Consider the following 20,836-nt stretch of genomic DNA (forward strand, 5'->3'; position numbering starts at 1 on the left):
ACTCCCCATCATTGTTCTCTTAAGAAAAAGTATTAAGTATTGATTTCTTTTTTGTAAATTTTGAACTTATTTGCACGCCGCCCGTATAAGTGCAAATAAGTAAACCAAATAAACTTACTACTTGCTAATCCCCTAATAAATTAATGTTTAAGTATTCTTTACTTGTCCTTTTCGTGCTTTTTGCCCTGGATGGTTTCGGCCAAAACCAAAGCATGAAATTTGAGCATTTGGGCAAACGCGAAGGTCTGTCGCAAATAAACGTGGAGTGCATTATACAGGATAGCCGCGGTTTTATTTGGGTAGGTACCCGGGACGGCCTCAGTAAGTACGATGGCTACGGTTTTAGCTACTATAAGCACGATCCGCAGGACTCCGCCTCCATGAGCAGCAGCATGGTATCTGATATCCTCGAAGATAAAGAGGGGAACATTTGGGTAGCAACCATTATAGGCCTCAACAAGCTCGACCGCCGCACCGGTCGTTTCACAAAATTTCTGCATAACGATAAAGACCCCAATTCACTTGCGGATAACATCCTGAAGAAACTGGCACTGGATGAGCATGGCAATATTTGGGTGGGCAGCCAGGGCGGGCTGGATTACCTGGATGCCAAAAAAAATAAGTTCACCAAGCATTTCAAACACGATCCTCAAAATAGCCGCAGCCTGAGCGACAGCAAGGTAACCAGCCTTTTCGTTGGGGCCGACAAACGCCTTTGGGTAGGTACCGTAGAAGGCGGCCTGGATCTGTTCGACGCTAAAACGCAAACTTTCGTCCATCAAAAGTTCAGCGCTTCAAACGCCAATTCTTTATCGAGCAACAGCGTTAGATGTATTTTTGAGGATAAGAAGCGCCGCTTATGGGTAGGTACCTTAGATAACGCGCTGAATAAACTCGATCTGAATACCGGCGTTTTTACCCGCTATCCTTATAACGAGAAGCAAAAGAATTCCATATCGGGCAATACCATTTACAGCCTTGGGATGGATGAGAACAACAACCTGTGGATAGGCAGCGAGAACGGCGGGCTTTGCGTCCTTAACCCCGAAACCGGCAAATTCTACACCTATAAGCACGATGATATTGACAAGAACAGCATCACCGGCAACACGCTTTACAGTATTTTAAAAGATAACCATGGCAATATGTGGCTGGGCGCTTTTAGCGGTGGTATTAACGTATTTAAACGCAGTACAGAGAGCTTTACCCACTACAGGCACAGTTCATCTCCCAATAGCCTCTCCAACGATTTTGTGCTTGCCGTTTATGAGGACCAGGATAAAAACGTATGGGCCGGTACCGACGGTGGCGGATTGAATAAGTTTGATTATAAAAACGGCAACGTTGTACATTACATGCAGCAGCCGGGTAAAAACAGCATCACGGGTAATTTTGTGCTCACCGTTAACCAGGACCAGGAGGGCGATTTCTGGTTGGGCACCTGGGCCGACGGTGTTAGCATTTTTAACCCTAAAACCAATGTGTTTACCAATATTAAAAACCAGCCCGGTAACCCAAACAGTTTGCCAGGCAACAACATCTACGCCCTAACGCATGCTAAAGATAAAACTACCTGGATAGGCACCTATAACGACGGGCTGAGTCACTACGATAAAAAAACCAAGCGGTTTGAAAACTATAAGTATAACGCTGCCGACCCAACCAGCATCAGCAGCGATAGGGTATACTCGTTACTGGAGGATAGCCACGGTAATTTATGGGTGGGTACATTTGATGGCGGACTGAACCTGTTCAATAAAAAAACAAACTCGTTCACCCGGTTTAAGCACCGGGCAGGCACAAACAGCATCAGCGACGATAACGTGCCCGATATTTACGAAGGGCATAATGGCAGTATCTGGATAAGCACCTTCACCGGGCTCAACCTTTTCGATCCGGTTACCAGGCGGTTTACCGTTTTTACTAAGAAAGACGGGTTGCCAAGCGATATTATTTACGCTGCCCGCGAAGATGATGATGGCAAATTATGGGTGAGCACCAATGACGGCCTTTCGGAATTTGACCCGGTAAAACATACGTTTAAGAATTATTCGGTAGAGGACGGCCTGCAGGAAGACGAATTTAAATCGCATTCGGCGTATAAGGGCGCTTCGGGTAAGCTTTACTTTGGCGGCGTGAACGGCTTTAACGCGTTTTCGCCGGGGCAGATCTTAAAACCTGCGGGGTTTTCGCCGCTGGTGATCACTTCATTCCAGATTTTCAATAAAAAAGTAGCCCCTGCAAAAAACAGCAGCGATCTGTCTCCGCTTAAGGAAGATATCTCTGATGCCAAAAGCATCACGCTTAACTATAAGCAATCGGTTATTTCGCTGGAATTTGCCGCGCTCGATTTTACCTCGGCCGATAAAAAGCAATACGCCTATATACTGGAAGGTTTTGATAAGGAATGGAATTTTGTAGGCCCAAGGCATAGTGCTACCTATACCAACTTACCGGCCGCCACTTACACATTCAAGGTGAAGTATCAAAATATGGCTGGGGTATGGTCGCCGGTTACACCCGGGCTTAAGATCATTACCGAGCCGCCTCTTTGGCTTACCTGGTGGTTTAAAACCATGGTGGTGTTTTTGGTAGTGGCGATAGTACTTGGCGTATTCAGGCTCCGCATCCGGGCTATAAACGCCCAGAAAGTTATTTTAGAGAAACAGGTGGCCGACCGTACCGAACGCCTTGCTGAGATGAGTAAAGATGAGCGGGTGCTTCGCGAGGAGGCCGAAAAGGCGCGCGAAGATGCCGAAAAAGCCAACCGTGCCAAGAGTATATTCCTCGCTACCATGAGCCATGAGATCCGCACGCCTATGAACGGGGTAATGGGTATGGCCACTTTGCTGGCAAATACTCCCTTAAACTCCGAGCAGCAGGAGTACACCGAAACCATTAAAACCTGCGGCGATTCGCTGCTGAATGTAATTAACGATATCCTCGATTTCTCCAAAATAGAATCGGGCAACATGGAGCTGGACGAACACGACTTCGACCTGCGCGATTGTATAGAGGCGGTGTTGGATGTTTTTGCCGAAAAAGCCGCCCGTATCAATCTCGATCTGGTTTACCAGGTGGATCATAATGTGCCATCGCAGATCATTGCCGATTCGTTACGGTTGCGGCAGATCCTGATCAACCTGGTTGGTAACGCGGTGAAATTTACCGCTAAAGGCGAAATATTTATCTGCGTAAAACTAAAGAACACAACAGACAACGGATTTGAACTATTGTTCGAGATTCGCGATACGGGTATAGGCATCCCGCCTAATAAACTGAACAAGCTGTTTAAGGCTTTTTCGCAGGTAGACTCGAGTACCACACGCAAGTATGGCGGCACAGGGCTTGGGCTGGCTATAAGCGAAAAACTGGTTGCCCTGATGGGCGGCGAGATTGATGTGCAAAGCGAAGTGGGTAAAGGCACTACCTTCTCGTTCAATATGCACGCCAAGCCGGGCGTAAAATCGCAGCGGAATTATGTGCACCTGAACGTGGCAGAGATCCAAAACAAGCGTATCCTGGTGGTGGATGATAATCCAACCAACCGCGATATACTGGAAGAACAGCTTAAGCAATGGCACCTTATCCCGGTAATGGCTGATTCAGGCGCGGCAACCATAAAGATCCTTACCGAGGAGGAGCCCGTTGACCTAATAATATCAGATATGAATATGCCCGAGATGGACGGCATTACGCTCGCCCGCAAGATCCGTGAGATAGATCCGGCCTTACCTATCATCCTGCTTACCTCTATGGGGAACGAGCAAAGTAAAAAAAATAAGAATCTGTTTAACGCGTCATTAACCAAGCCAACCAAACACCAGGTGCTATACAAGCACATTATTGAGCAATTAAAACTGAACATTGAGATAAAGAGTGAGGTGCAGCCGGTAAAAACACCATTCTCCGAGGAATTTGCTAAACTTCACCCTATCAATATACTGATAGCCGAGGATAACGCCATTAACCAAAAGCTGGCTAAATACATCCTCAACAAAATGGGATACAAGCCGGATATTGTGGAGAACGGACACGAATGCCTCAACGCCCTCATCAGTAAAAAGTACGATATGATATTGATGGATGTGCAGATGCCGGAAATGGATGGACTGGAAGCCACACGCTTTATCCGCCAGAACATGGAGCACCAGCCCGTTATTGTAGCGATGACAGCCAATGCCATGACCGAAGACCGCGACGAGTGCCTGCAGGCCGGTATGGACGATTACCTGAGCAAACCCTTGAAGCTGCAGGAGATTATGAACGTATTGGAAAAGTGGGAACCTAATAAAGCTGCAATTTAAGATAGCGGATGTAGCTTTATTTAGATAACTTTACCCGTACTAATTATTCTCATCATGTTATTCCAAACCAAATTATTGCGCCGCCTGGGTGTGGCCACGTTGTTTATTGCCTTAGGCTTATTTGCCAAACCAGCCTCGGCAGCAGGCGGGTATTACTACCAGATAAAAATTTACCATTTTAAGGATAAGGTGCAGGAACAAACGGTAGATACCTACCTGAAAGATTATTACCTACCCACACTGCACAAGATGGGTTTCAAAAATATCGGCGTGTTTAAAACGCAGGAAAGCGATACCGCAAGGCGTACTTATGTATTTGTTCCTTTTAAATCGTGGAAGGCATTAGAAGGCTTCGGGAAGAAGATAGCGGAGGCAGGGGATGAGGCAACAACGGGTAAAGATTACATCAACGCCGATTCTAAAACGCCGCCTTACACACGCACCGAAACCATTGTGCTTTCGGCATTCTCTACCCGGCTGGAGCCAAAGGCACCTACCCTAACCGGCGACCGGGCGGCCCGCGTTTACGAACTGCGCAGCTACGAAAGCCCTACCGAAAAGTACCACTACAACAAAGTTAAGATGTTTGATAGCGGCGAAACCGATCTGTTCGACAGGATAAACTCCAACGCCGTATTTTATGGCAGCGTAGTTGCCGGCAGCCACATGCCCAACCTGATGTACATGACCTGTTACGCCGATATGAAGGACCGCGACAAGCATTGGGAAGCCTTTGGTGCAGCCCCCGAGTGGAAAGCGCTGATAGCACAGGATCAATACAAAAACAACGTATCTAAAAACGAGATCGTGTTTTTACACCCTACCGAATACTCCGACTTTTAAACCTACCGGATGAAGCTGGAGAAGCGGGATTACGATGCGGTAGTGGTAGGCTCTGGCCCTAACGGGCTGGCGGCAGCTATTTTAATGCAGCAAAAAGGGCTGCAGGTATTATTGCTCGAAGCCAAAGATGAAATAGGGGGAGGGCTTCGCTCTGCGGAACTAACACTGCCCGGCTTTAAGCACGACATCTGTTCGGCTATCCATCCATTGGCCGCTGCTTCACCATTTTTTAAGAACTTACCATTGGCTCAATTTGGGCTGAATTATATTTACCCGGATGTAGATGCCGCGCATCCGCTGGATAATGGAACCGCCGCCGTTTTAAAAGGCAGCGTTGCCGATACCGCCCAATTACTGGGCGCTGATGAACGCCGTTATTACAAACTCATGTCATCGGTTACGGAAGCCTGGCCGCAGATAGATAGCGACGTATTAGGTCCTTTGCATTTTCCCAAGCATCCTTTTACCATGGCAGGCTTCGGGCTGAAGGCGTTACCGCCGGCAATATTTTTAACCCAACCATTTTTAACCACCGAAGCCCGGGCATTGATCGCAGGCATGGCGGCACATTCCATGCAGCCGCTTACCCATACCGCTACCTCGGCAATAGCCCTGGTATTGATGGCTGCCGGGCATTTAAAGGGCTGGCCCATCCCGAAGGGTGGCTCGCATAGTATAGCTAACGCGTTGGCGGCCTATTTTACTTCCATAGGAGGCAAGATAGAAACCGATGTATATGTGAGGTCGTTAGAGCAACTGCCATCGGCACACGCGGTGCTGTTTGATATTTCGCCAAAGCAACTATTGCAGATAGCCGGGCATAAGCTCTCCTCCATTTACAAATGGCAGTTGGAACGCTACCGCTACGGCATGGGCGTTTATAAAATAGACTGGGCGCTGGATGATGCGATTCCATTTATGGCCGGGGAATGCAGGCGAGCCGGTACTGTACACATTGGCAATACCTTTGAAGAGATCAGGGTGGCTGAACAGCAAACCTGGGACGGCATTCACCCCGAAAAACCATTTCTGCTTTTGGCGCAGCAAAGCCTTTATGACGATAGCCGCGCACCTGCCGACAAGCATACCGCATGGGCCTACTGCCATGTGCCCAACGGCTCCACCAAAAACATGACGGACGCTATAGAAAACCAGATAGAGCGTTTCGCGCCAGGCTTTAAGGAGCGCATACTGGCCAAACATACCATGGATACCGCGCAGATGGAAGAATACAACCCCAATTACATCGGTGGGGATATTAATGGTGGGGTGATCGATATCCGCCAGCTGTTTACGAGGCCCGCCCTGCGGTACTCGCCTTATAAAACATCTGCCGATGGGATCTACCTGTGTTCGGCGTCCACGCCGCCGGGCGGCGGGGTGCATGGCATGTGCGGGTACTGGTCGGCAAAAAAGGCGCTGAAAGATGTTTTTAATATTTCTGTTGATAGTTTATAGGTTTACCGTTTATGAAAATTACCAAGATCTTCCCCGTTGTTTTGTCGCTGTTGCTGGTTAGCCCGGCATTCGCGCAGCAAAAAAATACTTTTAAACCGCAGAAGGCGGTACTGAATACCATTAACACCAATTTGGCGGATGCAGATGCACAGTATAAATACCTGGCAAAGCAGATTAAGCCGGAAGAGTTCCCAAAAACTTTTCATCCGGAAACCGGCAAAATGGAAAACAGCAACTCGGGTTGGTGGTGCAGCGGTTTTTACCCCGGTACGTTGCTGGAACTGTACGGGCAGAAGCACGACGAAGCTTTAAAAACTGAGGCTGACCGCATCATGGGCGTTTTGGCTAAAGAGCAATTCAACACCCACACACACGATCTTGGTTTTATGATGTATTGCAGCTTTGGTACTGCCAACAAGCTGCAACCCAAACCAGAGTATAAACAGATTCTGCTCAATAGCGCCAAATCGCTTTCTACCCGCTTTAACCCAACGGTGGGCTGCATCAAATCGTGGGATTCTAAAAAGTCGGATTTTTTGGTGATCATCGATAATATGATGAACCTCGAACTGCTATTCTGGGCCACCCGCGAAACCGGCGATTCCAGCTTTTATAAAATAGCCGTTACGCATGCCAATACCACCATCAAAAACCATTACAGGCCCGATTTTAGTTCGTACCACGTTATCAATTACAATGCTGAAACGGGTGCCGTGCAGGAGAAGAAAACCGCGCAGGGCTTTGCCAACGAATCGGCATGGGCAAGGGGGCAGGCCTGGGGTTTATATGGTTTCACGGTAATGTATCGCGAAACAAAAGACAAGAAGTACCTGGATCAGGCTAACAGCATTGCTAAATTCCTGCTGAATAATCCTAATCTCCCTGCAGATAAAATACCATATTGGGACTTTAACGCCACAAACATTCCAAATGCCCTGCGCGATGCTTCCGCGGCGGCAATTATGGCCTCGGCGCTGCTGGAACTTTGCCGTTATACCGATAAGGCGGATGCCCAAACCTATTTTAAAACGGCTGAGACCATTATCAAAACGCTCTCATCACCTACCTACAAAGCTAAACCAGAAACCAATGGCGGTTTTCTATTGCAGCATAGCGTGGGCCATTTCCCGGCCGGTACAGAAATAGACGTTCCCCTAACATATGCCGACTACTATTTTGTGGAGGCAATGGAAAGGTACAAAGGGTTTGCGGGTAAATAAATAATACGGGATGCTGAATACAAGGAAATCACTTTAAAAATTTCAGGATAGGTAATTTGGGGCTGAAGCCAATTCCTTTGGTTCAACTTAACCGTTGGCTGAAGCCTAACGGCAATGGATGGGAAGAAAGTACTAATCAGGAGAAAAGCTCTTATGTCCCGCTGGGGACTACCCGTTTGTAGCCAGTAAATAAACCATTTAATTGCCCCGTTAGGGGTTACCCAAACCCAATTTGGGTGGCTAACCTGCAAATTTGGGGTAGCACCTAAGGCGCACGATCTATTTTTTCATCAAAGTTCTGCAAAAAGGATGGGGCAAAGAAAAGATGTAAGTACAAGGTAGCTCTTTAGGGGACGGATAGCATAATAAATGTAGATGGCTTTAGCCAAAATCAGTGTGAAAGTTTAAAAGCGATCTCCCTGATGTTGAATATCTGATAACGAGGTGTTTTACTTCATTATTCGACGTTCAGCATTCGGTGTCCGATATTTTAATACCTTATTTGACCGCTCTTATTTTGATCACCAGCTTTTTCACCGGTGTTGAACCGCCCGATTTAATGCCCGGCTCATGCAGTTCTCCGGGGAAGAAAAGGAAAAAATATTTAGGTGTAGCGGTGTACGCTGTACCTTTTACGGCATAGTTTTCTACATCCTTGGTTTCATCGTAAGGCTTGCTCACTATTACAGAATCCTTTTTGTCCTGCGTGTATATTTTCTCTTCGCCTTTTATCACATAGTGCAGGTCGATGAAGTTCCTGTGGCTTTCAAAGCCGGCGCTGTCGAGTTGTTTTGGGGCGGGTTCGGTAACAATAGCGAATACGTCTTCACCACTGATCGGGTATTTGCCCGGTGCCATCAGCTCCAGGTTACGGTCGCGTAAAAAAGCGATCACCTTATCCCAGTTAGCTTTGTTGGCTTCGTATTGTTTGGCAAATTCTACCACATTCAGCGGCTCGTGCGTGTTTAGTTTTAAACCGTTTGCCCAAACTTTTTCTTTAAGCCATGCTTTCGCGGTCTTTTCTGTCCATGCGGTGCGCATACCCTGTGCAGCGCAAACGTTAGCGTAGATTATAAACGCGATTAGTATATACAGGCTTTTGTATGCTGATAAATGTTTCATAGTTTAGTTTTATAATTCAGGTCAATAATTCAGTCCACCGCTAATAACGGTGTTTTTAATGGCTTATTCTAAAGCATAAATATAAAAAATAATCTGCCTTGAGAGTTTTACACAGCGTACATCCCGAAGATTTTAAAAGTTACCAAACCCAACAGATACGCGATCGTTTTTTATTGGATAACATAGCGCAGCCGGGCACCATCAACTGCACCTACACCCATTACGACAGGATGATAGTAGGCGTAGCCAACCCGGTTAATGAAGCGCTGGAACTGGAAAATTACCCAAACTTGCGCGCCGATTATTTTTTAGAGCGCCGCGAAATAGGCATCATCAACGTAGCCGGCGATGGCGAAGTTGTTGCCGATGGCCAAACCTACCCGCTAAAAAAACTCGATTGCCTTTACATTGGTAAAGGGGTAAAATCGGTTACGTTCTCCAGTAACGATGCGGCGTCTCCGGCGGTTTTCTATTTACTATCGGCACCGGCCCATGCGGGTTACCCAACCACCTTGGTTACTAACGAAGAGGTGGTTAAGGTAAATGCCGGCGCTACTGCCATGGCTAATGTGCGCGTCATCAATAAATACATCCACGCCGAAGGCATAAAAAGTTGCCAGCTGGTAATGGGTTTAACCACACTAAGCAATGGCAACGTTTGGAACACCATGCCTGCGCATGTGCATGACAGGCGCATGGAAGCCTATTTTTATTTCGACGTACCCGAGGAACAGCGGGTATTTCATTACATGGGCGAGGGGCACGAAACCCGCCACATCCTGCTGGGAAATTACGATGCGGTGGTTTCGCCGCCATGGAGCATTCATTCGGGCAGCGGTACATCCAGCTATAGTTTTATATGGGGTATGGCAGGAGAGAACCTCGACTACACCGATATGGACGCGCTCGCCATAACAGACATCAGATAATCATTAAACCTTTATAAAATTGGAAAATCAGTATTCATTAGCCGGAAAAGTAATTGTTGTAACCGGCGGCACAGGTATTTTAGGTAACTCGTTTGTAAACGGCATTGTAGCGGCAGGCGGAACGGTAGGCATATTGGGGCGCAATGAGCAGGTAGCCGAGGAACGTGCCGAGGCCATTAACAAAAACGGTGGCCAGGCCATAGCCTTAATTGCCGATGCGATGGACGAGGCGGCCCTTATAGCTGCTAAAGATAAATTATTGGCCAAATTTGGCCGGGTAGACGGTTTGGTGAACGGCGCCGGAGGCAATATGCCTGATGGCGTACTACAGCCTGATGAGGACCTTTTTTCCATGAAAATGGATGGCATGAAAAAAGTTGCCGACCTTAACCTTTGGGGCACGCTGATCCCGACACAGGTTTTTGGGCGTGAAATTGCTAAAACAGGCAGGGGAAGTATTGTTAACATCTCGTCCATGAACTCAAAAAGCGCGGTTACCAAGGTATTGGGCTATAATATGGGTAAGGCCGCGGTAGATTGCTACACGCAATGGTTCGCGGTAGAGCTGGCTAACCGTTATGGCGATGCTATCCGCATGAACGCGCTTGCACCGGGCTTTTTCCTGACCGAGCAAAACCGTAATTTACTCACCACCCCCGATGGCGGTTACACCACAAGGGGCGAATCGGTGATCCGTAAAACACCCTTCAAACGTTTTGGCCATCCCGATGAATTGATAGGCGCGCTGGTTTGGCTGCTGAGCGATGCATCGGCGTTTGTAACTGGTTCCATGATATGTGTTGACGGTGGTTTTTCTATCTTTAGCGGCGTATAATGATGAAGAAACGGGCCAGCCTCATCGTTTTAACAGTTTTGTTTGGTTGCCTGGCAGCCCAGGCACAGATTGTAGTTACGCTCGATCATTATTTTAACCACGAAACCCATAAGAATGCCTCCGGCCAGCCGGAGCGCTTTCATTATTTATGGGAGGAAAAGGCGCAAACAGGCTTCTCTATTTTTGGTGAAGCTTTTACAAAACAGGGCGCGGTACTAAACTCGCTGGAGGTTGCACCGACGGTTAGTAAATTAGCGGGCAGCAAGATCTATATTATTGTAGACCCGGATAGCCGGAAGGAAAATCCACAGCCAAATTATATTAGCGCGGCGCATATTGATGACATAGCCAAATGGGTAAAAGCAGGCGGCGTATTGCTGCTAATGGCTAATGATAGCGCCAATGTGGAGCTGCCTCATTTTAACGAACTGGCCGCACGTTTTGGAATGCATTTTAATAACGATATTGCAAACCATGTGATAGATGATAAGCATTTTGAGGATGGCGCCATCTATACGGAGGGCAACGCTATTTTCGCTACCGCGAAAAAGATCTTTATGAAGGATGCCTGTTCCATCAGCCTCAGTAGGAAGGCAAAAGCCGCGCTAAAGAATAGTGCAGGCGCGGTAATCATCGCCAAAGCCAAATACGGCAAAGGTTTTGTACTGGCCGTTGGCGACCCATGGTTGTATAACGAATATGTAAATGGCAGGTTACCTGCCGGTTTTGAGAACGATAAAGCAGCAGAGGATATAGCCTCTTACCTGCTGAAAAAAGCAAAAAAGTAAATGGGCAAAGGGCGCTTAGAAGCATTTAGTGACGGTGTTATCGCAATTATTATCACCATAATGGTGCTGGAATTGAAGGTGCCGCACCATGCCGATATTGAAGGCTTAAAACCGCTGATACCTGTGTTTGTAAGTTATGCGCTCAGCTTTATTTACGTGGGCATCTACTGGAACAATCACCACCATATGCTGCACGCTACAAAGTCAATCAACGGGGCCATTATGTGGGCCAACCTGCATTTGCTTTTCTGGCTATCTCTGATCCCCTTTGTTACAGGCTGGATGGGCGAGAACCATTTTGCCAAATGGCCGGTGATCTGCTACGGAATTGTGCTTATTATGAATTCCATCGCCTACGCCATCCTGGTTAAACTGCTGATACGCCATCACGGCGAACACTCACTATTGGGTACAGCCTTTGGCGCCGATACCAAGGGGAGGATCTCCCTGGCTATCTACGCGATAGCTATTGTAGTTTCCTTCATCCAATCCTGGCTTGGCTTTGCGCTTTATATTGTGGTGGCTTGCATCTGGTTTATCCCCGACAGGCGCATCGAAAACAAAATGGGTAAAGAGGAGGAACTGCATCATGGCTAAATTTTTTGAAGAGATCAATAACCAGCATCGGGAGTTTATAGAAGCACAAAAGATCTTCTTCACCGCGTCGGCACCGCTTGATGCAGAAGGGCATGTAAACCTGTCGCCCAAGGGGATGGACAGTTTCCGGGTGTTATCGCCTACCAGCGTGGCCTATATGGATATCAACGGCAGCGGGAATGAAACCTCGGCTCATATATTGGAGAATGGGCGTATCACCATCATGTTCTGCGCCTTCGACGGGCCGCCAAATATATTGCGTTTGTATGGAAAGGGCCAAACCGTTTTACCCGGCTCTGTTAAATGGGACGAGCTATCACCTTTGTTTCACCTGCCTCTTTCCTCCCGGCAAATAATTATTGCCGAAGTAGAAAAAGTGCAAACCTCCTGTGGTTTCGGCGTACCCTACTATGAATACACCGGCGAACGCGACCAGGCTATTAAATGGGCCGACAATAAAGGCGAAGAAGGTTTGGAAAAATACCAGGCAGAAAAGAACCTCCGCAGCATGGATGGCTTGCCAACCGCCATGTTCGGAAAGCTTTAATTACGTTAACTCTTTCATCAACTTATCAAAAGCTTCTTTCAATTCCGCCAGTTCTGTTTCAACTTTGCTGAGGCGGGCCTCCAGGTCGGATGAAGAGCGGCGAACGGGCTCGTCGGGTGCATCGTCTTCGGGAATGGTACCGCCTAACAGGTGGCGGTAGCGTACTTCTTTCTGGCCCGGGCGTTTTGGCAATTGCAATACGTAAGGCATATCACCATCGGCAAGTTTCTCTAATATCGTTTGCACCTCGTCCAGGTCGTCGAACTCATACATCCGGCCCGAGTTGGAGTTGATCTCGCCCGGTGTAAGCGGCCCGCGTAATATCAGCAGGCAAATAACCGTAACCTCCGATGGAACCACCGGGAATACAATACCAAAGTTGTGCTTATACTTAATGGCACGGCTGCCGCCGCCGGTAGCGGTAGAGATGAGTCCTTTCCGTTTTAAGGTATCCAAAGCAATTGTTACCTCGTTATCGCTGTAATCAACCACCGGCTTGCGCGATGATTTTTGGTTACAGGCGACGGTGAGGCCGTTCAGTGTCATGGGGTAATAATCGGGCGTGGTTTTGCTTTTTTCCATCAGCGAACCCAGCACGCGCAGTTCGGTATCGTTTAAAACAGGTAAAGATTGCGGAGTATCCATACAGCGAAGATAGTTAACAGTTTGCAGTTTGTAGTGGGTGGTTGGGCAATTATAACGGCTCATGGGATAATGGCGCCGCCTTCGCTAACGTGGCATTGGCGGCCTAAAGGCTCCGGTGAGGACACCGGAGTGGGGGGAGGGTGAGGAAACCGGAGCGGGGGGACGGTGATTTTTCATTCCCCGTGGCGGTGTCCCCACCGCCACCAAGCGACGTACACTGTGCCATCTCTCTATAGCAATAATGGAGAGATTTGTCAACTTTTAAAAAGTTGACAAATCTGAACGGTGGCCTCATTATCTTCGTCAACAATGATAATTAGTATTTTAGGTTGCGGATGGTACGGGCTGGCGCTGGCAAAGGCGCTGGTGGCCGATGGGATAACCGTAAAAGGTTCCACCACTTCGCCTGATAAACTAACCTTGCTGGAAGATGCGGGCATCGTTACTTTTATTATCGATCTATCTGCCGAGACGCCACCGACGCACGCTTTTTTCGACTGCGATATACTGGTGATCGCCATTCCCCCAAAAGCCCGTTCGGGGGCAGGGGTGGAGTATGTGCCAAAGTTACAGCGGGTGATAGACGCAATTCAACTTTCAATGGTAAAGAAAGTTATCCTTATCAGCTCCACCGGCGTATATGCCGACCTGAACCAGGAAGTAAACGAACTAACACCGCCCCAACCCAACACACCCGCCGGGCAGGTGCTTTTCGAGGCAGAAGAGCTGTTTAATCGGCAAACCGCGTTTAAAACAACCATCATCCGTTTTGGGGGACTCATTGGCCCCGGCCGCGACCCGGGCCGGTTCTTCGCCGGGAAAAAGGAGATCCCCAATGGCCTTGCACCTGTAAACCTCATCCATTTGGATGATAGCATTGGCATCAGCAGGGCTATTATTCAGCAAGATGTTTTTGGCTGTACTGTTAATGCCTGTACACCGCATCACCCGCCAAAATCGGCATTTTATACACAAGCGGCGGGTAAAGCAGGCTTGTTACTACCCGAGTTTGTGCCTGAACTGAAGGAATGGAAAATAGTGAGCAGTACAATGGTTGGAAAACAGCTGATGTACAATTATCAAATAGATAACTGGCATAGCTGACCTCGAATTGGCCATTTTCGGCTAAAGCCAATTACGTTGCCCTTAACTTAACCGTTGGCTAAAGCCGAACGGCAATAAATAGAAAAAAAAGTGTTGTTTCTGCATTATTGCCGTCCCCTTTAGGGGACGGACGGCATAATACATGTGCGTGGCTTTAGCCAAAAGCGGGGATAAAAGTTTAAAAGCGATTTCCCTGCCGCAATAATCGGGGCTTTTGCTATTTAGATATTTATATTATTTTAGCAATACCATGGACCAATACAGCATTCCTATCAAGTACCGCAAAATGGAGAATCTCCATATCGTTTTCTGGTTATTTAAAGATATTGGCTGGTGCTTGTTTTGGAAACCATTGGGTATTGTGATGATCATCCCCACGCTGGCTATCTCTATCGTCATAGTTTACCGTACACGAAACATGGTGTCTGAAATGTGCCACAACCTCGCCATCACTTTTTGGATCAGTGCCAACTCGTATTGGATGATCAGTGAGTTTCTGAAATTTGACGCGCTTAGCTTTTATGGGGTTATCACCTATAAACACCTTGCGCTCATCCCGTTTTTGCTGGGAGTATTTTGCCTCGCCTTTTACTATGTGATATGGCATCCACGCCACCCCAACGAGATAGAAACGATGTAGAAAACCGAAGGTAGCTTTATTGAATATTAAGCGGGTTCTTTTTAAACCAGGCTATTTTGTATTCAAACATTTCGGCCATTTTGCCTGCACGCCATTTTGCTTCGTCGGCTTTTTCCCCGGCAAATAATTCATCAACCGTTTTTGTGAACAGCGCCATCCAGGTGGCAAAGTGCTTGTGCTCTACAGGTAACTTAGCATGTGGCGGAAAGGGGGTACCAAAGTAAGTATGCTCGCCCAATAAAACAGTTTGCCAAAACCGGTACATTTTTTCGAGATGCGTGCCCCAGTTATCCTGTATAACTTCATTAAAAACAGGGCCAAGCAGTGCGTCTGCCTGTATCCGTTCGTAAAAGGTGTCTACCAGCAGTTTTACATCATCTATTGTTAATATCGGGGGCCTGTCTTCCATGTTATATCAATCTAAAACTGTAAGTGCCGGCATTTATTGCTATGCCCTTCACCGTATTTAACGGCTTGCCATCCAAATAAACCTTTTTACCCTGCGGGAAGGTAATGGTTGCGGTGGTATTTGCGGGGATAGTTACGTTATACTCCACCGCAGTGCCGTTACGTTTCCACGAGGAAATGATCTTACCATAAGGCCCGGTATGCGCGGCCTCGAACTCGTTTAACCCGGTAACAAAGTTCGGTTTCAGTATTATATTTTTAAAGCCGGGGTTTTGCTCATCCGGCTCAATGCCGCCGATACCGCGGTACAGCCAGGCACCAATACCACCGAACATGATGTGGTTAAGCGATATATCGTGCTTGGCATCAATCGCCCAATTCTCATACAGCGTAGTGGCGCCGTTCACCATCCACCAACCCCAGGATGGGTACGTTTCCTGTGAGGCTATTTTATAGGCCACGTCGGCGTAGCCATTATCGCTCAACGCGTTCATAATGGCTTTTCCGCCCAGGATCCCTACATCCAAATGGAAGTTATCTGCTTCTACACGTTTGGCCAGGTTAGCCGCTACGCGGGCTTTATAAGCATCGGGTACCAGTCCCATAAACAGTGGTACGCTTAGTTCGGTTTGTAAACCTTTGTTGTAGCTGCCGGTTTGTTCGTTCAGGTATTTATCGTTAAAGGCTTTTTTAATCTTGGCTTGCAGGGTTGTGTATTTAGTATAATCGTCAGTCTTACCCAAGAGCTTGGCTATTTTGGCGAGGATAGTTACATCGGCATAATAGTAACAGGTAGAGGTAAGCTCTACCGGGGAAACAGATTTCACAGGTACCCAATCGCCAAGGCCCCAGCTGCATAGGCCGGTAGGGTATAGCTCGTCTATGTGGTTTACGTAACGGCGGATGTTGTCGTAATTATCCGAAAGTATTTTTTGGTCGCCGTAGAACATGTACACATTCCAGGGGATCATGGCCACGGTGCTGGTCCAGTCGGGCCCGTTGCCCCATTCGTAACCCCAGCCGGCGGTTGGAATGATAGATGGCAATACGCCGTTTGGCTGCTGTTCGTCGCGGTGGTCGGCCATCCATTTTTCGTAAACGGTGATACCGTCGAAGTTATATAAGCCCGTTTCTGAGGCGATAATGGCATCGCCGGTCCAGCCGTTCTTCTCGCGCTGCGGGCAATCGGTAGGGTAGCCGAACAGGTTGCTCAGGTACGAGTTGTTGGTGGCGTACCATATTTTATTGATGATGGGGTTAGAGGTATTCACATGACCCACAGGTGCAACATCGCTGTGCATAAAGTAGCCAGTAAGGCTCTCTTTGGTAAGCGTGATGGGTTCGCTGCTGTTAATTTCTACGTACTGAAAACCCTTGTAGTTGAATTTTGGCATAAAGGTTTCCTGGCCGTTGCCGCTCAGGGTGAAAATATCTACCTGGAAAGGGTCCTTATCATCGGTAGGACGGTAGTGCAGGTCGATGTTAGAAAGATCGACATGCCCGTTCTTGTAAAGCCTTTCGCCATGTTTAAGGCGGATAACGGTGCCAGCTTTGCCGCTTACGGTTATTTTGCTCACGCCGGAGATGTTCCGCCCAATGTCGAAAACGTAATTGTCATCATCAAACTTAGTAAGGGTTTGAGTGGGCACTTCCTCCACCGCTCGGATAGGTACCACCTGCTGCGATACGATGTTTTGCGAGGGCGTAGGGCGGGCAAAAGCGGGTTTCCATTTGGCGTCGTCAAAATTAATGGTGTTCCAGCCCTGCTGATCGAGCCGGGCATCGTAATGCTCGGCTGTATAAATGCTGTTGAGGGTGATCGGGCTTAAATTCGTTTTCCAGTGTTCGCTGGAGGTGATGGTTTCAAAGGTGCCATCCTCGTAAGTTATCCTAAGATCGAGGCAGAATGCAGGGCGCGCGCGCCATGATGCCAGGTGGAAATCCCAAACGGCTGTGCTTTGGTGGTTATACCAGCCGTTGCCCAGCAAAACACCGATGGCATTTTTGCCCGCAGCCAATTGTTTGGTTACATCATAGGTAACGTACAGCGTCCGCCTGTCGAACCGGGTGTACATGGGGTCCAGCCGGTGGTTGCCAATTTTCTCGCCATTGATATAGAGTTCATATAAACCTGCCACGGCAATATACGCCCTGGCCGACTTCACCTTTTTACCGGTGCTGAACGTGGTACGGAAGTACGGTGCCGGTTTTACGTTAAAGCCGTTCTCATCACTTATCCAGCTGCCTTTCCAGTTGGTCATCTTCATCATCCCGGTCTCAAAACTGTTAATGGCTGATGGTGCCGACCTAACGCCATCCTTATCCCAAACAACCACCTGCCAAAAGTATTTGGTAAAAGGCTGTAATGCCTTGCCCTGATAAGTGGCTAATATATTTGATGATAGCACTTTAGCTGTTGCCCAGCTCTCGCCCTTGCCGCTGCTTACCGTTGCGGAATCCGTCCCCACAAAAATTTGATATGCGGTTTGTTTTGCGCCCTGCCTGCTGTCGCCCAGCATCCAGCTAAGGCGGGGGTGCATGGCATCCACACCAAGCGGGTTGCTTAGGTATTCGCAACGCAAACTAATGGGTTTAACATTGGCAGCGTGCGCGTTAACAGTAATAAACAGAAATAGGCTTAACAGGCGGAAGGATGATCTCATGGTCCGGCTAATATCGAAATTAGCGGGGGGCTTGGCAAGGGGAAATTTTGTGTTGAGATGTAATAAACCCGTTGTCATTTCGATAGAGCAGGGGCGGGGTGTGAGCGGGAGCGAAAGAGAAATCTTAGACACCGTGCCTGCGGACTATGTATAACGGTAATACATAGCGTCAACACATGGCGTGTAAGATATCTCGTCGCTGCGCTTCCCTCGATATGACATTTTGGGTGTGTGGGCACAATGTTGCTTACAGTTCCTTGATCTTTATATCTTTAAACCAAACATCTGCGCCGTGGTCCTGCAAAACGATATGTCCTTTTTTAAATGTGCCGAAATCGGGCCATTCTTTAAACTTGCTTTCGGCAACCAGTTTTTTCCAGTTATCGGTCCAAAGTTTGGTGGTTAACACTTGCTCGTCGTTCACAAAAATATTAAGGACGCCATTGTTAACCAATACCATGGTTTTGTTCCACTCGCCGGCTGGTTTTACCACTTCTTTATTTATCGAGATCAGGTCGTACAGGTCGCCGGCATGGTGTTTTGGTATGTGCCCGTCCTCGTTTTCCTTATTATCGGCCACCTGGGTCTCTATGCCGGTGTGCCAGCTGTACGGGTATTTCTTGGGGTCCTCGTTCACGTAAAATATAATACCGCTGTTACCTGCTTTGGATATTTTCCATTCGATGCTTAACTCGAAATTTTCATATTCGGCATCAGTCACCAGGTCGCCGCCGTTTTTTGTCTGCCAGTCGCCTTTGGCGGATGCATCTAAATGCAACAAGCCATCCTGGGCTTTCCAGGCCTTGCCTGCTTCGGTTTTACCGTATGTATGCCAGCCTTTAGTGGTTTTACCATCAAAGAGGGGTGTCCAGGCGGTGTCTTTAAAAGCAGAGCTGTCGGTAGCTACATCGGTACCGCTTTTTGAAGAATGACAGCCGCTTACAATCATAGCGGCGAGCACTAAAAGTAAAAAATTTTTCATAGTAGGTAGGATTGATGATTTTTAAAAACGCTACAAATTTCCTTTCTTCATTTCGCTCACCGCATAGGTTGCCGCCCGCGCGGTAAGCGCCATGTATAGTATAGATGGGCTTTGGTTGCCGGTGCTGGCCATGCAGGCCCCATCAGTTACAAATACGTTTTTACAGTGGTGTAATTGGTTCCATTGGTTCAGCAGCGATGTTTTTGGGTCCTTACCCATACGCACGCCGCCCATCTCATGTATATCTAACCCCGGAGCCTGCTTATTGTTGTAAGTTTTTATGTTTTTACATCCGGCCTTTTCCAGCATTTCGCTGGTTTGGGTATGGAAATCTTTTACCATTCGCTCATCATTATCATCATAAGATACGGAAGTGACGAGCAACGGGATGCCCCACTGGTCTTTTTTATCTTCGCTGAGGCGCACATGGTTACTTTCCTTAGGTACGGTTTCGCCCTGCAGGTACGCAAATACATGCCAGTTGCCGGGTTCGCAAAGGTCATCTTTGTACTGCCCACCAACCTGGCCGGCGCTGGTTTCGTCGGGGTGCTGGTCGCGGTAGGCGTTCATAAAAGTGGTATAGCCGCCAAAAAAATCGGTTTCCTGCTTATGCAGGTTGCGGAAGTTTACCAGGATCAGGTCGGTAGGGTTACGCCCGAAATAGTATTTATCCAGGAAGCCATCGATATCGGCGGTAACCGATGCCCGGTAATTATGAAAGGCTATGTACTTACCCAGCAACCCGCTATCATTACCCAAACCGCTGGGGAAACGGTTTGATTTGGAATTGAGGAGCACCAGGTTGCTATTGAGGGCGGCGGCGTTGAGAAAGATGATGCGGGCTTTGAATTCGATAACCTCTTTGGTATTGGCATCTATAACCCTAACCCCGCTGGCCTTGCCCAGCTTCTCGTCGTAAATAATAGAATGTACTACCGAATGCGGCCGGATAGTAAGATTCCCCGTTTTTTTTGCCCAGGGCAGGGTGGAGCTTACCGAACTGAAATATCCGCCGAAGGGGCATCCGCGCATACACATATTCCGTGCCTGGCATTTGCCGCGGCCCTGATCCAGATGCACCTGCTGCGGATCTGTTAAGTGTGCCCAGCGGGCATGCACCAGGTGGCGGTCGGTATAGTTTTCGTTTAGTTTTTGTTTGATGTAGGTGAGGGGCGCGTTCATGTCGAAAGGCTTCATAAACTCACCATCGGGCATGGCCTCCAGGCCGTCCTTATTCCCGCAAATGCCGATGAATTTCTCTACGTGAGAGTACCAAGGTGCTACATCCTTATAACCAATGGGCCAGCCAATGCCGTAGCCAAAACGCTCGGGCGCGGTAAATTCAAACTCGCTCCAGCGCTGGGTGGCGCGGCCCCATGTTAACGATTTGCCGCCAACCTGGTAGCCGCGGATCCAGTCGAAAGGTTTTTCCTGTATGTAGGGATGGTCAGCATCTTTTACGAAGAAATGGTCGCAGTCATCGCCGTAGCCGGCTGCCTTGGTGATCAGCGGGTTCTCTTCCTGTTGCTGGCGGTTAATGCGGCCACGGTAGCGAAATTCCCATGGGGGAGTGGTGGCGGTTGGGTAATCTTTGTTGTGTTCCACGTTGCGGCCGCGCTCCAGCACTAAGGTTTTAAGGCCCTGTTCGCAAAGTTCCTTAGCTGCCCAGCCCCCGCTGATGCCCGAACCGATCACTATTGCATCGTACGTTAACGAGGCGTTATCATCCTTTAAATTTAACGACATGT

Annotated in this window: 17 protein-coding genes; 11 read left to right on the forward strand and 6 right to left on the reverse strand. The window is 48.1% G+C overall.

The window, feature by feature from the left end; all coding sequences use genetic code 11:
* Positions 1-143: 143 nt before the first annotated feature.
* The 4 genes from ABIX36_RS24640 to ABIX36_RS24655 are packed head-to-tail and all read left to right on the forward strand — an operon-like array spanning position 144 to position 7,828.
* A complete protein-coding gene (locus ABIX36_RS24640) occupies positions 144-4,307 on the forward strand; it encodes a two-component regulator propeller domain-containing protein (protein ID WP_348084829.1) in 4,164 nt (1,387 codons plus the stop codon).
* A gap of 54 nt (positions 4,308-4,361) precedes the next feature.
* Positions 4,362-5,150, forward strand: coding sequence for an NIPSNAP family protein (locus ABIX36_RS24645; protein WP_348084830.1), 789 nt, complete (start codon positions 4,362-4,364; stop codon positions 5,148-5,150).
* Between the two features lie 9 nt (positions 5,151-5,159).
* Positions 5,160-6,608, forward strand: a complete 1,449-nt coding sequence (locus ABIX36_RS24650) for an NAD(P)/FAD-dependent oxidoreductase (RefSeq protein ID WP_348084831.1) — start codon at positions 5,160-5,162, stop codon at positions 6,606-6,608.
* Positions 6,609-6,619: 11 nt separating this feature from the next.
* A complete protein-coding gene (locus ABIX36_RS24655) occupies positions 6,620-7,828 on the forward strand; it encodes a glycoside hydrolase family 88 protein (RefSeq protein ID WP_348084832.1) in 1,209 nt (402 codons plus the stop codon).
* 498 nt (positions 7,829-8,326) lie between these two features.
* Here the strand turns inward: ABIX36_RS24655 and ABIX36_RS24660 are convergent, their stop codons facing one another.
* Positions 8,327-8,950 carry a YhcH/YjgK/YiaL family protein gene (locus ABIX36_RS24660; RefSeq protein ID WP_348084833.1) on the reverse strand — a complete coding sequence of 208 codons (624 nt, stop codon included), beginning with the start codon at positions 8,948-8,950 and terminating at the stop codon, positions 8,327-8,329.
* Between the two features lie 98 nt (positions 8,951-9,048).
* On the opposite strand from ABIX36_RS24660, the gene kduI reads away from it, so the two are divergent.
* From kduI to ABIX36_RS24685, 5 genes are read left to right on the forward strand one after another with little or no spacing between them, the layout of a single operon-like run.
* Positions 9,049-9,879, forward strand: a complete 831-nt coding sequence (gene kduI, locus ABIX36_RS24665) for a 5-dehydro-4-deoxy-D-glucuronate isomerase (protein ID WP_348084834.1) — start codon at positions 9,049-9,051, stop codon at positions 9,877-9,879.
* A gap of 19 nt (positions 9,880-9,898) precedes the next feature.
* Positions 9,899-10,714 (forward strand): SDR family oxidoreductase, encoded by an 816-nt coding sequence (locus ABIX36_RS24670; protein ID WP_348084835.1) that lies wholly within the window; start codon positions 9,899-9,901, stop codon positions 10,712-10,714.
* A complete protein-coding gene (locus tag ABIX36_RS24675) occupies positions 10,714-11,502 on the forward strand; it encodes a hypothetical protein (RefSeq protein WP_348084836.1) in 789 nt (262 codons plus the stop codon). Before ABIX36_RS24670 ends, ABIX36_RS24675 begins: the two co-directional genes overlap by 1 nt.
* Complete coding sequence (locus ABIX36_RS24680) at positions 11,503-12,099, forward strand: TMEM175 family protein (RefSeq protein ID WP_348084837.1); 597 nt, start codon at positions 11,503-11,505, stop codon at positions 12,097-12,099.
* A complete protein-coding gene (locus ABIX36_RS24685; RefSeq protein ID WP_348084838.1) occupies positions 12,092-12,646 on the forward strand; it encodes a pyridoxamine 5'-phosphate oxidase family protein in 555 nt (184 codons plus the stop codon). Before ABIX36_RS24680 ends, ABIX36_RS24685 begins: the two co-directional genes overlap by 8 nt.
* Here the strand turns inward: ABIX36_RS24685 and ABIX36_RS24690 are convergent, their stop codons facing one another.
* Positions 12,647-13,291 (reverse strand): YceH family protein, encoded by a 645-nt coding sequence (locus ABIX36_RS24690; protein ID WP_348084912.1) that lies wholly within the window; start codon positions 13,289-13,291, stop codon positions 12,647-12,649. It abuts the gene before it with no gap.
* Positions 13,292-13,600: 309 nt separating this feature from the next.
* Here ABIX36_RS24690 and ABIX36_RS24695 point away from each other — a divergent pair, with 309 nt between their 5' ends.
* Both ABIX36_RS24695 and ABIX36_RS24700 read left to right on the forward strand, forming a co-directional pair.
* A complete protein-coding gene (locus ABIX36_RS24695; RefSeq protein WP_348084839.1) occupies positions 13,601-14,395 on the forward strand; it encodes an SDR family oxidoreductase in 795 nt (264 codons plus the stop codon).
* A 250-nt stretch (positions 14,396-14,645) separates the two neighbouring features.
* On the forward strand, positions 14,646-15,035 hold the full coding sequence (locus ABIX36_RS24700) for a hypothetical protein (protein WP_348084840.1): 390 nt from the start codon (positions 14,646-14,648) through the stop codon (positions 15,033-15,035).
* 16 nt (positions 15,036-15,051) lie between these two features.
* On the opposite strand, the gene ABIX36_RS24705 is transcribed toward ABIX36_RS24700, so the two are convergent.
* The 4 genes from ABIX36_RS24705 to ABIX36_RS24720 form a co-directional block, all read right to left on the reverse strand.
* Entirely contained in the window at positions 15,052-15,444 is a 393-nt protein-coding gene (locus ABIX36_RS24705) for a group III truncated hemoglobin (protein ID WP_348084841.1), read from the reverse strand.
* A 1-nt stretch (position 15,445) separates the two neighbouring features.
* Positions 15,446-18,106, reverse strand: a complete 2,661-nt coding sequence (locus tag ABIX36_RS24710; RefSeq protein ID WP_348084842.1) for a family 78 glycoside hydrolase catalytic domain — start codon at positions 18,104-18,106, stop codon at positions 15,446-15,448.
* Positions 18,107-18,353: 247 nt separating this feature from the next.
* Positions 18,354-19,088: a DUF1080 domain-containing protein gene (locus ABIX36_RS24715; RefSeq protein WP_348084843.1), complete on the reverse strand. Its 735-nt coding sequence runs from the start codon at positions 19,086-19,088 to the stop codon at positions 18,354-18,356.
* Between the two features lie 30 nt (positions 19,089-19,118).
* A complete protein-coding gene (locus ABIX36_RS24720) occupies positions 19,119-20,834 on the reverse strand; it encodes a GMC family oxidoreductase (protein WP_348084844.1) in 1,716 nt (571 codons plus the stop codon).
* Between the last annotated feature and the right edge of the window lie 2 nt (positions 20,835-20,836).

The organism is Mucilaginibacter sp. (assembly GCF_039925265.1).
Taxonomy (GTDB): Bacteria; Bacteroidota; Bacteroidia; order Sphingobacteriales; family Sphingobacteriaceae; genus Mucilaginibacter.

Coding starts and splice junctions, on each gene's coding strand:
- ABIX36_RS24640 (WP_348084829.1), top strand. CDS start 144: ATGTTTAAGTATTCTTTACTTGTCCTTTTCGTGCTTTTTGCCCTGGAT.
- ABIX36_RS24645 (WP_348084830.1), top strand. CDS start 4,362: ATGTTATTCCAAACCAAATTATTGCGCCGCCTGGGTGTGGCCACGTTG.
- ABIX36_RS24650 (WP_348084831.1), top strand. CDS start 5,160: ATGAAGCTGGAGAAGCGGGATTACGATGCGGTAGTGGTAGGCTCTGGC.
- ABIX36_RS24655 (WP_348084832.1), top strand. CDS start 6,620: ATGAAAATTACCAAGATCTTCCCCGTTGTTTTGTCGCTGTTGCTGGTT.
- ABIX36_RS24660 (WP_348084833.1), bottom strand. CDS start 8,950: ATGAAACATTTATCAGCATACAAAAGCCTGTATATACTAATCGCGTTT.
- ABIX36_RS24675 (WP_348084836.1), top strand. CDS start 10,714: ATGATGAAGAAACGGGCCAGCCTCATCGTTTTAACAGTTTTGTTTGGT.
- ABIX36_RS24680 (WP_348084837.1), top strand. CDS start 11,503: ATGGGCAAAGGGCGCTTAGAAGCATTTAGTGACGGTGTTATCGCAATT.
- ABIX36_RS24685 (WP_348084838.1), top strand. CDS start 12,092: ATGGCTAAATTTTTTGAAGAGATCAATAACCAGCATCGGGAGTTTATA.
- ABIX36_RS24690 (WP_348084912.1), bottom strand. CDS start 13,291: ATGGATACTCCGCAATCTTTACCTGTTTTAAACGATACCGAACTGCGC.
- ABIX36_RS24695 (WP_348084839.1), top strand. CDS start 13,601: ATGATAATTAGTATTTTAGGTTGCGGATGGTACGGGCTGGCGCTGGCA.
- ABIX36_RS24700 (WP_348084840.1), top strand. CDS start 14,646: ATGGACCAATACAGCATTCCTATCAAGTACCGCAAAATGGAGAATCTC.
- ABIX36_RS24705 (WP_348084841.1), bottom strand. CDS start 15,444: ATGGAAGACAGGCCCCCGATATTAACAATAGATGATGTAAAACTGCTG.
- ABIX36_RS24710 (WP_348084842.1), bottom strand. CDS start 18,106: ATGAGATCATCCTTCCGCCTGTTAAGCCTATTTCTGTTTATTACTGTT.
- ABIX36_RS24715 (WP_348084843.1), bottom strand. CDS start 19,088: ATGAAAAATTTTTTACTTTTAGTGCTCGCCGCTATGATTGTAAGCGGC.
- ABIX36_RS24720 (WP_348084844.1), bottom strand. CDS start 20,834: ATGTCGTTAAATTTAAAGGATGATAACGCCTCGTTAACGTACGATGCA.